Raw genomic sequence first — 14,095 nt, forward strand, 5'->3', positions numbered from 1 at the left:
TTGCGCACTCAAAATCCTTTTAATTTTAAAAATGGAACAAGTTCAACCCTATATTCCTAAAAATAAAGTAAGAATTGTTACGGCTGCGTCATTGTTTGACGGTCACGATGCTTCAATCAATATTATGCGTCGAATCATTCAAGCCACCGGTTGTGAAGTGATTCATCTTGGTCATGACCGTAGTGTAGAAGAAGTAGTAAATACGGCCATTCAAGAAGATGCGAATGCCATTGCGATGACTTCCTATCAAGGGGGACACAATGAGTATTTCAAATACATGTACGATTTGTTGCAAGAAAAAGGGGCCGGTCATATCAAAATTTTTGGTGGCGGTGGTGGTGTAATTTTACCCGAAGAAATTGCCGAATTGCAAGCCTACGGAATTACACGCATTTATTCACCTGATGACGGTCGCGCTTTAGGTTTGCAAGGGATGATTAATGATTTGGTGCAGCGTTCCGATTTTCCAGTGGGCGATACCTTAAATGGTGAAATCAATCATTTGGAAGCCAAAAATCCACGCGCTATTGCTCGAGTGATTTCTGCTGCAGAAAATTATCCGGAAGTGGCAAAAGCAGCTTTGGATACGATTCACGATAAAAATAAAGAAGTTGCGATTCCTGTTCTTGGGATTACCGGAACTGGAGGGGCAGGGAAGTCGTCACTAGTGGACGAACTCGTGCGTCGTTTTCTGATTGACTTTCCTGAAAAAACAATTGGATTGATTTCAGTTGACCCGTCCAAACGTAAAACGGGTGGCGCACTTTTGGGTGACCGTATTCGTATGAATGCGATCAATAACCCTAGAGTTTATATGCGTTCCCTAGCTACTCGTCAATCGAATTTGGCCTTGTCCAAATATGTTGCTGAAGCCATCGAAGTATTGAAAGCGGCACGTTACGATTTGATTATTTTAGAAACTTCGGGTATTGGACAAAGTGATACCGAGATTTTAGACCATTCCGATGTTTCTTTGTATGTAATGACTCCCGAATTTGGTGCGGCCACGCAATTAGAGAAAATCGATATGTTGGATTTTGCCGACTTAGTAGCTCTTAATAAATTTGACAAACGCGGAGCTTTAGATGCCATTCGTGATGTCAAAAAACAATACCAACGCAACCACAATTTATGGGATGTTGATCCTGAAACAATGCCTGTTTTTGGTACCATTGCTTCTCAATTCAACGATCCAGGAATGAACGCATTGTACAAGTCCATTATGGATAAAATTGTGGAGAAAACGGGATCCGATTTGCATTCAACCTTTGCGATTACACGTGAAATGAGTGAGAAAGTCTATGTGATTCCACCTCACCGTACGCGTTATCTATCTGAAATTGCAGAGAACAACCGCGGTTACGATCAGACGGTTTCGGTTCAAGTTGAAGTAGCCCAAAAATTATATGGGATCTACAAAACCATTGAATCGGTAAGTGGTAAAGCGCCAGTGATGACCAAGTCGGGTCTTGAAGTCACTATTCCTACAGCTGATGACGCGCAACAATTGGTCAACTTATTGGTCAAAGAATTTGATCGTGTAAAAATGAACTTAGATCCCTACAACTGGGAAGTTTTGTTGTCATGGGAAGAAAAAGTCAATAAATATAAAAATCCGGTGTACAGCTTTATGGTGCGTGATAAGGAAATTAAAATCCAAACGCATACCGAAAGTTTGTCCCATTCGCAAATTCCCAAAGTGGCGTTGCCTAAATACCAAGCATGGGGTGACTTACTACGTTGGTGTTTACAGGAAAATGTTCCGGGTGAATTCCCATTTGCGTCTGGATTGTATCCGTTCAAACGCGAGGGCGAGGATCCAACCCGTATGTTTGCGGGTGAGGGCGGACCCGAGCGTACCAACCGTCGTTTTCACTATGTGAGTTTAGGCATGCCGGCGAAAAGATTGTCTACTGCTTTCGATTCGGTTACTTTATACGGAAATGATCCTGATCACCGACCTGATATTTATGGGAAAATCGGAAACGCAGGAGTTTCGATTTGCTGTTTAGACGATGCTAAAAAATTATACTCGGGCTTTGATTTGAGTCATCCTGCAACTTCGGTATCGATGACGATTAACGGTCCGGCGCCAATGTTATTAGGATTCTTTTTGAATGCTGCCATCGACCAAAATTGTGAAAAATACATTCGTGAAAACGGATTGGAATATTTGGTAGAAGCCCGATTGAAAGAATTATATGATGCTAAAGGTGTGGGGCGTCCACAATATATCTGTGCAGATGGGAAAGCCTATAATCCTTTTCATCCTGAAAAAGGAAGTGCATTACCTGAAGGCAACAATGGCCTTGGCTTATTGATGTTAGGTGTTACAGGCGACCAAATCTTGGATGCAGAAGTTTATGCCACCATCAAGGCACAAACCTTATCGCAAGTTAGAGGTACCGTTCAAGCCGATATTTTAAAAGAAGACCAAGCACAAAATACCTGTATTTTCTCTACCGAGTTTGCCTTACGTTTGATGGGAGATGTTCAAGAATATTTCATTCAGAAAAACGTGCGTAACTTCTATTCGGTTTCCATTTCGGGTTATCATATCGCTGAAGCAGGTGCAAATCCCATTACGCAATTGGCCTTTACGTTGGCAAATGGATTTACGTATGTAGAATACTACTTGAGCCGTGGGATGAATATCAACGACTTCGGTCCGAACCTGTCGTTTTTCTTCTCCAACGGTATCGATCCAGAATATGCAGTGATTGGACGTGTAGCGCGTAAAATTTGGGCGAAAGCCTTAAAATTCAAATACGGCGCCAACGAACGCGCACAGATGTTGAAGTACCATATTCAAACATCAGGACGTTCATTACACGCACAGGAAATTGACTTTAACGATATCCGTACAACTTTACAAGCTTTGTATGCGATTTACGACAACTGTAACTCCTTGCATACCAATGCCTATGATGAAGCAATTACGACACCAACCGAAGAATCGGTTCGTCGTGCCATGGCGATTCAGTTGATTATCAACAAAGAATTGGGATTAGCGAAAAATGAAAATCCGATTCAAGGTTCGTTTATCATTGAAGAATTAACCGATTTGGTTGAAGAAGCCGTATTGGCCGAATTTGATCGCATTACCGAACGTGGCGGAGTGTTGGGTGCCATGGAAACCATGTACCAGCGCAGTAAAATTCAAGAAGAGAGTTTGTATTATGAAACCTTGAAACATACGGGAGAATACCCAATTATTGGGGTGAATACGTTTTTGAGTTCGAAAGGTTCGCCAACGGTTTTACCCGCTGAGGTCATTCGTGCCACAGAAGAGGAAAAGCAGTTACAAATACAAACGTTAGAAAATTTACATGGCGCGCATGGAGTCAAAGTAACCGAATTGATTGCTCAAGTTCAGGAAGCTGCTGTGAATAACCGTAATATGTTTGACCTATTAATGGAAGCTGCCAAATATTGTTCATTAGGGCAAATTACTTCAGGGTTGTTTGAAGTAGGAGGGCAGTACCGACGTAATATGTAAAACAGCTGTTAAATATAAACAGACAGGTAAATTGCCTGTCTGTTTTTTTATAATTTTACAAAATGCAAAAGGATTTACACCAAGAAGTAGCGCATTATCTTTCCAAAAATTATACCTATACCAACACGATTCGGTTTTTGGTACGGGATGGTTTTTCAGAAGAGGAAGTGCGTGTAGCGATAAAAGCGTACTTAAAAGAAAACCGACCCATGGGCATGGATGTGTTGTCTTTTGCTTACTTAATGGTGCATACAATGTTATTGGTTCCTTTGGTGGCTTTTTATGTTTTACCAATAGAAGCCGATTTACCCAAATTAGCCATACTGGTAATGATGGTTTTGGTCGGTTATATTGCTTACCATGGAAAAAATGAAAAACTTTGGGCCATGCGTTTGATGTTGGGAATTGCAATTCTTGGAACCGCTTATCTTTTTTATTTAGGAATTACCTATTTTAATTATTTAGAATCAAAGGGATCATCCAATGGCCATTATGTGGTCATCGCAGGTTTGGTTTTATATGCTTTATTTGCTTTCAGTGCTTTTCGCGGAGTAAAAGTTTTTTTCGATAAACGAAAATAATGCAACCTGAGATTATACAATTGCCCGAAAAGAAATTGGTTGGTATTTCACGTTCCATGTCTTTTTTGGATTATCAGGTGGGTGAACTTTGGCAATCGTTTATGCCACGACGAAGCGAAATTGAGAATACAGTAGCTCCCGATTTATTTCATGTGCAAGTGAATCCGTTGCATTATTATTTTTCACCCGAAGTGGTTTTTGAAAAATGGGCGGCTTTAGAAGTAAGTGCCTTTACATCTATTCCTGAAGGTATGCAGAAATTGATTATTCCTGGTGGGCGTTATGCTGTATTTACGTATCGTGGTGATGGTTCAGATGCAGCTAATTTTTTTCAATCCATTTTCACCGATTTTCTTCCAAAAGCCAATTTACAATGGGAAAACCGTCCGCAGTTTGAGGTGTTAGGGGAAAAGTACAAAAAAAGCTCCCCTGATTCAGAAGAGCTTATTTTTATCCCAATTCAGGATAGTAACTACAGTATGGATACTATTTTATAATAATGTTCGCCTAACTCCAACGTATCTCCTGGTTTTTTACCGCGCATTGCCAAATAAGCGGGTGCTTTTTCACTAATTGTGAGCACTGTTTTATCTTCCAACTGAAAAGAAGGTACTGAAATGCCTATATAAATATAGTGTGAATCGGTTTCGATTAATGCTCCCGGAACAATTGAATCATGATTTTCATCATCGTGATCCATGATAAAAAACTCTTGTTCTTTGGCTTGTAGTAAAAGTTGCTCAAAGCGCAATTGCATATCACTTGCTTCTGCTTGTCGCGATAAATCTTCTGGATCCATAGTGTCATCGTCATCGATGTCTGAGGCCAGTTTGTATCGAGTAACTGAGGCCTCAATGTGGCGGATATGTTCTTGTAATGCCGCCGCAATTTCTGTTAAAATTTTCGATTTGTCCATTTTTTTGCTACCTAATGTTAATGGGGTAAAATTAGAAAGTAGCTGCTAGGTATAAAATGATAATTATCATGCGAACTAGTAGGAAATGCTTTACTTTCAGTGAGTTATGTAGAATTGCTACTATTCCAAAAGGTTTTTTATCTTTGGACAAAGTTTTGGATTTATGAAAAAAATTACACTAGTGTTCTTATGTCTTGGTTTCGTTATCAATGTATTTGGTCAAGCCACTTACACGTCTTCAAATTTTGCTGCAGTAGGCGATTCCTTTTTTATTACAACGCCAACACCAGCAGCTTTGCAATTAGACTATACCGTAACGGGTCCCAATTATTCTTGGGATTATAGTACATTAGTGCCCAATACACAGGAATCAAGAGCTTGGAGTAATCCGAATAATAGTGGATATAAAACCACTTGGTGTTTGTTAAATTTTTATTTGTTCAATTGTAACACGCAGTTTAATAACAATTTTAATTTAGCTACCCAATTGACAGAAGGATTGGTAATTCAAGGAATGGGGTTAACCAATGTAGTCGATCATTTGAATAAAACAACTTCCGGGTTGCAAAATAAAATGATTGGCGCACAAGTTACCGTGAATGGTTCAACATTGCCTTTAGTGGTTTCGTATTCAGATCCAGATGATATTTATCAATTTCCGATGACATTCGGTTCAACAGCAACCAATCCATTCGCAATCAATACCGATCTAAATTCATTAGGAGTGCCCGTACAAATTGTTTCAACAGGTCAGCGCACCAATCTTGTAGAAGGTTGGGGAACATTAGTTACACCCTTTGGGACATTTTCAAATGTTTTAAAATTAAAATCCACATTGGTTCAAAATACAACCATTACGTACAACGGTACGCCGCAAACGACAAGTCAAACCACGGTTTCCTACCAATGGTTTGATCCTGCGTATAAAATTCCAGTTTTAGATGTCACAGGAAATTTGGTTAATTCAGTTTGGACACCCACTGCTGTAACCTTTATGGATTATCAACGATGTTTAACACCACAAGCTGCATTTGCCTATTTTCCACTACAACCCGATTATAATCCTGCGACACCTGGGGCTGTTGTTAATTTTATCAATGCCAGTTCCAATTATGATGTGTCTGATTGGGATTTTGGTGATGGAACACCACATAGTAGCGTTAAAAGTCCGGCACATACCTACACTTGCCCCGGTGTAAAAATGGTCACTTTAACGATTACTAACCAATTCTGTGATCCCGATCAAGTCGACACGATAACTATTCCGGTAAATGTAACCGACACACAAAATATTTTTACAACAGAAGTTACTGTTACGTCAACTGATTTAACTGCGGTTCGAAATGCTCCAGGAACATCTTACCAATGGGTAGATTGTGATGCGAACAATGCTCCAGTACCAGGTGCAAATAATCAAGTCTTTACTCCGCAAATGCCCGGGAATTATGCCGTACAATTAACCACCAACGGTTGTGTTTCCCTTTCGGATTGTTATTCGTTTACGATGTTAAATCTTGGTGAATTTGATGCGGCGCAAATACGTTTAGTGCCCAATCCAACTTCAGGATCATTTTCAATTCAAGGCATATCGCAAGAAACTATTCAATCTATTGAAGTTTTTGATTTAATAGGAAAACGAGTAGCCCAGTCCAATGATATTTCGGGATTAGCCACAGGAGTTTATGTGGTTAAAATTAAAACCGACTACGGTATACTTCAAAAGAAAATAAGTAAACAATAAATGAAAGCTCCAATTTTATGGAGCTTTTTTTTTTATTCTATGTTTTTGTTTTTCAGTGGTTTTTGATTTTAAATTTTGATGAGTTATTTTTTTGGCACGACTATTGGTTACTGGAAAATATCATCAATCGTTTAATTTTAAATTGAAGTCCTATGAAAAAAATTACATTATTGTTTGCCTTTATCGGGATGATAAGCTTACAAAGTTGCACGGTCAACGAAGTTAGAGACAATACCGTTGATAATGATACGATCAGTGAAGTTTATGAAGTAACACGTTCTTTTAGCACGGGTAATAATTTTAGTTCTTTGGTGACATTGCCGCATGTAATTTACAGTTCAGATATGGTTTTAGTCTACCGATTATCTGGAGTGGTTTCAGGAACGGATGTGTGGAAATTGCAACCCGAAACCTATTATTTCCCTGATGGAACATTAGACTTTGGATACGATTTTGATTTCACGCAATACGATGTCAATCTATTTATGCACGGTTTTGATTTGGCAGGTGTTTCTCCAAATTATAGAACTAATCAAGTATTCAGAATTGTAATTGTACCGGGTTATTTTGCAAAGCATGCACCTTCAAAAGATAAAAGTGCTTTTCAAGATTATGAACATGTGGTGGCCACTTTTGGAAAACCCACCGTTCAAAAAATATTATAAAATAGAGGTTAATTAATAATCTATAGTTTGTTTTGGTTAGGTTAAGGTCATCTGTGAAGATGGCCTTTTTTTATTCCTCATCACGTGATGGAAGTGATTGTTCCTCCTTTTTAGCAAGCCATAGCGAAAAAATCACACCGCCCGCAAGGCAGGCCACAATGAAACATAAAGAAGCCCATTCTGGAATATGGATATAATCATGAGCAATCATTTTAACACCCACAAAGGTGAGGATGATTATTAAACTGTATTCCAAATGACTGAATTTCTCCAACATATTTGCCAAGAAAAAGTACATGGAACGCAAACCAAGAATGGCAAAAATATTCGAACTAAAGACCAGAAATGGATCAGAAGTAATCGACAAAATTGCAGGTACACTATCTACAGCAAATAAAACATCCATGACTTCAATAATCATTAATGCCACGAATAAAGGCGTTGCTGCTTTTTTACCATTATGGGCAGTGATAAAAAAGCGTTCTTTATCGTGTTCAGAAGTAATCGGGATGATTTTACCAATCAATTTATAGACAGTAGAATGTTTGGGGTCAAATTCATCTTCTTCTTTAGAAAATAACATTTTGAAAGCCGTAAAAATCAAGAAGCCTCCAAAAAGATACGTTGTCCAAGCAAATTGATGGATAATGGTTACTCCAAATCCAATCATCAAACCACGAAATACAATCGCTCCCAAAATTCCCCAAAACAAAACACGGTGTTGGTACTTTTGCGGTATTTTAAAGGAAGCAAAAATTACCGCAATCACAAAAATGTTATCGATACTTAGTGAAACTTCAATCAGATAACCTGTAATGAACTTCATGGCGGCAGTCGACTGCGAAAGGGAAGTGGGATTACCAATATAATCGGTACCATAAAGCCAATAAATAACTCCTGAAAAGGCAAAAGCAAGAGAAGCCCAAAGCGCCGTCCATTTCCCCGCTTCTTTCGAACTAATGATATGGGGCGTTTTATTAAATACACCCAAATCCAAAGCTAGAATTCCAATGACTAATGCAAAAAAAAGTATCCAGACGGTCATGCTTGTTTTTTTTTACAAAGATAATTCTTTCCCAATCCCCCCAAAACAAGCTCGATTTTTATTTCAATATTAAATAATCGTAAAATGACCCCTAAAAAAATAGGGTATATTTAAAATTTGATTCAAATATTATTATATTTGCATCATAAAATTTAGGGTATAACTATTTTAAAACACATTTTTATGTCAACATTGCGTTTTCAAGCATTACAAGCAGCCGGTAATCGTAAACCGGTAAAAGTGGACGAGCTCGATAAAAAGTCGGCTATTTTCGGTTCCAATGTATTCAACGATAAAGCGATGCGCCAGTTCTTGACGCCAGAAGCTTACAAAGCCGTAAAAGGTGCTGTCCAGTACGGAACGAAAATCGACCGTAAGTTGGCTGATTATATCGCCATGGGTATGAAAGAATGGGCGTTGACAAAAGGTGTTACCCACTACACCCACTGGTTTCAACCTTTAACAGGAACAACCGCTGAAAAACACGATGCATTCTTTGAAACCTCTTTTGACGGTAGTGATCCGGTAGAAAAATTTGGTGGCAGTCAATTGGTGCAACAAGAACCGGATGCCTCTTCATTCCCGAATGGAGGAATCCGTAATACCTTTGAAGCACGTGGATATACTGCTTGGGATCCTACTTCACCGGCTTTCATCTACGGAACAACTTTATGTATCCCTACCGTTTTTGTATCGTATACAGGTGAAGCGTTAGATAATAAAACGCCTTTGTTACGTGCTTTGAATGCGATTGATGAAGCCGCTACCGATGTAGCAAAATATTTTGATAAAAATGTAAAGAAAGTAACCCCAACATTGGGTTGGGAGCAAGAATATTTCTTAGTAGATGCCGCTTTAGCTGCTTCACGTCCAGACATAACACTTACTGGAAGAACGTTGTTAGGACATGCTTCTGCCAAAGGACAACAATTGGAAGACCACTATTTTGGTTCGATTCCTACACGAGTGTTGAACTACATGCGTGATTTGGAAAACGAATGTATGTTGTTAGGAATTCCTGTAAAAACCCGTCATAACGAAGTTGCTCCAAATCAGTTTGAGTTGGCACCAATTTTTGAAGAAACCAACTTAGCGGTGGACCACAACTCATTGTTGATGGATGTGATGTATAAAGTGGCAGAACGTCATGATTTCAAAGTGTTAATGCACGAAAAACCTTTTAAAGGTGTAAACGGTTCTGGAAAGCACAATAACTGGTCCATGGCAACAGATACAGGAATCAATTTGTTAGCACCCGGAAAAACGCCAATGAGCAACTTACAGTTCTTGACTTTTTTCATCAATACGATTAAAGCGGTATACCGTTATGAAGAGTTGTTGCGTGCTTCAATTGCTTCAGCGAGTAACGATCACCGTTTGGGAGCCAATGAAGCGCCACCAGCTATTATTTCCGTATTCATTGGTCAACAATTGACCAAAGTTTTGGCAGAATTAGAAGGGGTTACTAATGGAAAACTTTCTCCTGAAGAAAAAACCGATTTGAAATTAAATGTGGTAGGTAAAATTCCAGATGTATTGTTGGACAACACCGATCGTAACCGTACATCGCCATTTGCTTTCACCGGTAATAAATTTGAGTTCCGTGCAGTAGGTTCGTCAGCAAACTGTGCCAATGCGATGACAACATTGAATTCAATTGTAGCGAAACAATTGAAAGATTTCAAAATTGAAGTTGATGCTTTAATTGAGAAAAAAGGCTTGAAAAAAGACGAAGCCATTTTCAATGTGTTGCGCGAATACATCAAAGAAACCAAAAATATTCTTTTTGAAGGGGATGGTTATAGCGAAGCTTGGGAAAAAGAAGCAAAAAAACGCGGTTTGAGCAATCATAAAACGACTCCGAAAGCGTTGAAAGCGAAAGTTTCTAAAGAAGCCGTGAAGTTGTTTGAAGAATTAAGCATCATGAACCATGTTGAGGTAGAAGCGCGCTACGAAATCGAATTGGAAGAATACACGAAAAAAATCCAAATCGAAGGCCGTGTGTTGGGTGACATTGCCCGTAATCACGTGATTCCAACAGCGATTCGTTACCAAAATACATTGATTGAAAACGTACGCGGTTTGAAAGAAATCTTTGGAAAAGACTTCGAAAAAATTGCCAAAGAGCAAATTTCTTTAATCAAAGAAATTTCGTCACATATCGAAGGCATCAACAGTAATGTGGATGCAATGATTGAAGAACGCAAAAAAGCCAACAACTTGGCTACTGCTGAAAAACAAGCGGAAGCGTATTGCGATAAAGTAAAACCGTATTTCGATATCATTCGTGAACATTGCGATAAATTAGAGTTGCTTGTTGATGACGAAATGTGGACGTTGACCAAATACCGTGAATTGTTGTTTACACGCTAATAATTCAACGTATCAATAAAGAAAACCCGCTAGAAATAGTGGGTTTTTTCGTTTTAAAACACTAAAATTTACCTATTTTCGTTACATGAATATGCGAAAACTTTTACTCTTCCTCGGATTCCTTTTGGGATGTACCCTTCAAGCACAAGAACAATTTGTAGTTTTTTTTGACAGCGGGAAATTTGAAACCAATCCCAAAGAAACCCAAAAACTGAACGAATGGATTCAAACCCATAAAGAGGTCAAGATTTTAGCCATTCAAGGCTATACCGATGAAGACGGTTCGAGCGGTTACAACGATACCCTTTCGCGCAAGCGCGTTGATTTTATTTTCAAACAAGTGCAAGGAAAAGTCGCCACTCGAGAAGATTACAAAGCCCATAGTTTTGGTGAAAATTTTGCCCAATCCAAAAACAAAGCAGAAAATCGCAGAGCGACTATTTTGTTTATTCTGCCCAAAGATTTTGCCCGTGAAAATGAAATTTTAGGCATACAACCTGCCGAGCCAGTTAAACCCGCCGAACCCGAAATTATTGAAGAAGAAGCCATGCATTTCCCTGAAAATGCCACATTGGAACAAAAAATTCAGTTAGCACGCGTAGGTACTTTAATTCGGTTAAAGGATATCAATTTTTATGTCAACACTTTTGCTGTTATGCCTTCGTCTAAAAATTCTGTGGATCAATTGGTGAATGTGTTGTTCAATAATCCGAAGTTGCATATCGAAATTCAAGGCCACATTTGTTGTGTGAGTAAGGATTATAAAAACCTTTCGTTGGATCGAGCGCGCCAAATCAAACGCATTCTTGTTTCGGAAGGCATCAACCCGGAACGAATTACTGTCAAAGGCTTTGGCGTTTCAAAACCCAAATTCCCCATTCCTGAAAAATCGGAAGAAGAAGCCGCTCAAAACCGACGTGTCGAAATCTTAATCACTCAAAAATAAATGCGCAAAATCCTTTTTGTTTTTTTACTCCTATATCATTTTCTATCCGCCCAAAAAACAATTTCTGTCTATTTTGAAGTGGACCAAAGTTCGATTTCCTTCGAGGATGCAAAGAAATTGGTGATTAATTTCCAATTAGCACCTTATAAAGTAATCGAAGTTCGGGGCTATTGTGACGCCCGTGGAAGTGTTGCCTACAATGATGCTTTGGCGCAACGACGCATCAATGCGGTACTTCAAAAATTAGATGATTTATCAATTTCGCATGAAATTGCGACACAAAAAGTCATCGGGGAACGTCAATTGAAGTTTCCTTTACACGCTCAAAATCGCAGGGTCGATCTTCTAGTCGAAATACTTCCTAAAGTTATCGAACTTGAGGTGAAACCATCACTTCTAAAACAAGAAGAAACTGGCACGCCAATTCAGGAAACACTCACGCCTGAGGAGCAAATAGCCGAAGAAGCCGATCAACTGGAAAACCAACTTACGCAATCCAAAGTCGGGACAATTTTCAAAATAAAAAATCTTAACTTTGTGTTCAACAGTGACGAAATTGAACCATTGTCACAACCTCTATTGGACAAATTGCTCGAAGTGATGCTGAATTTTCCAAAATTGGAAATCGAAATTCACGGGTACATTTGTTGCAATCCCGATCCCAGCGACACGAAATTATCAATTCGCAGAGCGCATAAAATATACAAATATCTCACACAGAATGGTGTTGATTCAAAGCGATTGGACTATAAAGGATTTGGGAGTTCGAACCCAGTATTTCCCTTACCCGAAAAATCAGAAGTTGAAAAGGCAGCCAACCGCCGCGTGGAAATTTTAATTAAACATGCCATTTGATGAAAAAAACAGTTTATTTATGGGTTATATTGTTTTCACTTGTGATGCAGGGTCAGCAAAAAGTGGAACTTTATTTTGATTTCGATAAATACGATTTAAATCCGCAGGCAATTCAAACGTTGAATTCATGGATCGCATCTGGAAAGAATTACAAAGTCACCAAACTTTTTGGCTTTTGTGATTGGAAAGGAACCAATGTTTATAATGATACTTTAGCCCTTCGCCGTGTGAATACGGTGTATCGCTTTCTCCAAAAGCAAAATATTTTGGTGGAAAAAAACATTGAGATTCGCGGATTTGGCGAGGACTTCAAGCAATCCCCCAAGCAAGAGGAAAATAGAAGAGTGACATTAATTTATGAAGAAGTTATTCCCCAGAAAATAGTGGAAAATCCCCCGCCAAAAACAATAGGCCCTACGTTCAAGCAACAAATGAATTTGGCAAAAAAAGGGGATATCATCAAATTAGAACATATCAATTTTTTAAATCATTCGGCTAAATTCGTGCCCAATAGCGAACCCATTTTGTTGGAATTACTCTGTGTAATGGAGGAAAATCCGACCCTAAAAATTGAAATTCAAGGCCATATTTGTTGTGACACAGAAAATAAATACGGTTACATTGCTGAAGCCCGTGCCAAAGCGGTTTACAGTTATTTAATCACCCATAAGATAGATCGCAAACGACTGTCCTTTAAAGGATATGGAGCAACACGTCCCATCTATAAAATTCCGGAGCGCAATGCCCAAGAAGAAGATGGTAACCGCCGTGTCGAAATCATGGTTGTTGAACGGTAAACTAAGCACAAATCAATTTTTTTTTTATGGCGTCATTTCGTTGGATACAAAATAATGACTATCCCAATGTTGGATTTACCGAAGAGGAGATTCGCCTTTTGGAAACGGAGTTACAGAAGCAATTTAATCCGACACTAATTCAATTTCTTCAAACTGCAGGTGCTTATGCGAATGTTTTGGATGGAAAAAGGGTAAATATAAATACCCTTCTTGTTTGGAATCAGCAGATAAATCATTTGAAAATTTTTCCTTTCGATATTGTACAACAACCGTTCTGCTTTTTTTCATTGGAAAAGAAAAATGAAGATACAACAAGTGGTTATTTTCCAACCAATGCGGATGAAACGTTTCTGTACTATTATTTTGTGGATTTATCCAAAAAGGAACTTCCCGTGTATTCGTTCAGTGAATCGGAACATTTTATCGAACCCCAACCGGGTTATGTAACTGTTGCACCAATAGGTTTGCAACTCGTTTCACCTTCCTTAATCCAATTTATCAACCGTGAAACAGAAAAGAAATACGGTGAAACTACAGGAAAGAAAATAGCCAATTTTATAGGGGTACTCGTTTTTTCACCTTTGCTCATTCTTCTTGTTCTTTATTTAATTATACAACCCAATTCCAATTGGCGCTCTACCTTGTTTTTTTGGAAAAAGAACATTTAATTGTTTATA

12 protein-coding genes are annotated in these 14,095 nt (G+C 38.6%); 10 read left to right on the plus strand and 2 right to left on the minus strand.

The features are described 5' to 3' along the window. Positions 1-31: 31 nt before the first annotated feature. The 3 genes from EQG61_RS04500 to EQG61_RS04510 all read left to right on the plus strand — a co-directional run bounded on the left by EQG61_RS04500 (position 32) and on the right by EQG61_RS04510 (position 4,577). Complete coding sequence (locus tag EQG61_RS04500) at positions 32-3,499, plus strand: methylmalonyl-CoA mutase family protein (RefSeq protein WP_129460717.1); 3,468 nt, start codon at positions 32-34, stop codon at positions 3,497-3,499. Between the two features lie 62 nt (positions 3,500-3,561). Beyond that, on the plus strand, positions 3,562-4,080 hold the full coding sequence (locus tag EQG61_RS04505) for a hypothetical protein (protein ID WP_129460718.1): 519 nt from the start codon (positions 3,562-3,564) through the stop codon (positions 4,078-4,080). Then, positions 4,080-4,577, plus strand: a complete 498-nt coding sequence (locus EQG61_RS04510) for a GyrI-like domain-containing protein (RefSeq protein WP_129460719.1) — start codon at positions 4,080-4,082, stop codon at positions 4,575-4,577. Before EQG61_RS04505 ends, EQG61_RS04510 begins: the two co-directional genes overlap by 1 nt. On the opposite strand, the gene EQG61_RS04515 is transcribed toward EQG61_RS04510, so the two are convergent. Continuing rightward, positions 4,553-4,996, minus strand: a complete 444-nt coding sequence (locus EQG61_RS04515; protein ID WP_129460720.1) for a hypothetical protein — start codon at positions 4,994-4,996, stop codon at positions 4,553-4,555. The genes EQG61_RS04510 and EQG61_RS04515 overlap by 25 nt on opposite strands. Before the next feature lie 163 nt (positions 4,997-5,159). On the opposite strand from EQG61_RS04515, the gene EQG61_RS04520 reads away from it, so the two are divergent. Both EQG61_RS04520 and EQG61_RS04525 read left to right on the plus strand, forming a co-directional pair. After that, on the plus strand, positions 5,160-6,737 hold the full coding sequence (locus EQG61_RS04520) for a PKD domain-containing protein (RefSeq protein WP_129460721.1): 1,578 nt from the start codon (positions 5,160-5,162) through the stop codon (positions 6,735-6,737). Between the two features lie 152 nt (positions 6,738-6,889). Further along, positions 6,890-7,402, plus strand: coding sequence for a hypothetical protein (locus EQG61_RS04525; RefSeq protein WP_129460722.1), 513 nt, complete (start codon positions 6,890-6,892; stop codon positions 7,400-7,402). Between the two features lie 70 nt (positions 7,403-7,472). Here EQG61_RS04525 and EQG61_RS04530 read toward each other — a convergent pair whose 3' ends face one another. Next, entirely contained in the window at positions 7,473-8,447 is a 975-nt protein-coding gene (locus tag EQG61_RS04530; RefSeq protein ID WP_129460723.1) for a TerC family protein, read from the minus strand. Between the two features lie 183 nt (positions 8,448-8,630). Between EQG61_RS04530 and EQG61_RS04535 the strand changes: the two genes are divergently transcribed. The 5 genes from EQG61_RS04535 to EQG61_RS04555 all read left to right on the plus strand — a co-directional run bounded on the left by EQG61_RS04535 (position 8,631) and on the right by EQG61_RS04555 (position 14,086). Then, a complete protein-coding gene (locus tag EQG61_RS04535; RefSeq protein ID WP_129460724.1) occupies positions 8,631-10,820 on the plus strand; it encodes a glutamine synthetase III family protein in 2,190 nt (729 codons plus the stop codon). 91 nt (positions 10,821-10,911) lie between these two features. After that, complete coding sequence (locus tag EQG61_RS04540) at positions 10,912-11,766, plus strand: OmpA family protein (protein WP_164974887.1); 855 nt, start codon at positions 10,912-10,914, stop codon at positions 11,764-11,766. Then, positions 11,767-12,621 carry an OmpA family protein gene (locus tag EQG61_RS04545; protein WP_129460726.1) on the plus strand — a complete coding sequence of 285 codons (855 nt, stop codon included), beginning with the start codon at positions 11,767-11,769 and terminating at the stop codon, positions 12,619-12,621. Continuing rightward, positions 12,621-13,418, plus strand: a complete 798-nt coding sequence (locus EQG61_RS04550; protein WP_129460727.1) for an OmpA family protein — start codon at positions 12,621-12,623, stop codon at positions 13,416-13,418. The genes EQG61_RS04545 and EQG61_RS04550 overlap by 1 nt, the downstream gene beginning before the upstream one ends. Positions 13,419-13,444: 26 nt before the next feature. Further along, positions 13,445-14,086 (plus strand): hypothetical protein, encoded by a 642-nt coding sequence (locus EQG61_RS04555; RefSeq protein ID WP_129460728.1) that lies wholly within the window; start codon positions 13,445-13,447, stop codon positions 14,084-14,086. Positions 14,087-14,095: the final 9 nt, after the last annotated feature.

This window comes from Flavobacterium stagni, from assembly GCF_004122105.1.
Lineage (GTDB): Bacteria > Bacteroidota > Bacteroidia > Flavobacteriales > Flavobacteriaceae > Flavobacterium > Flavobacterium stagni.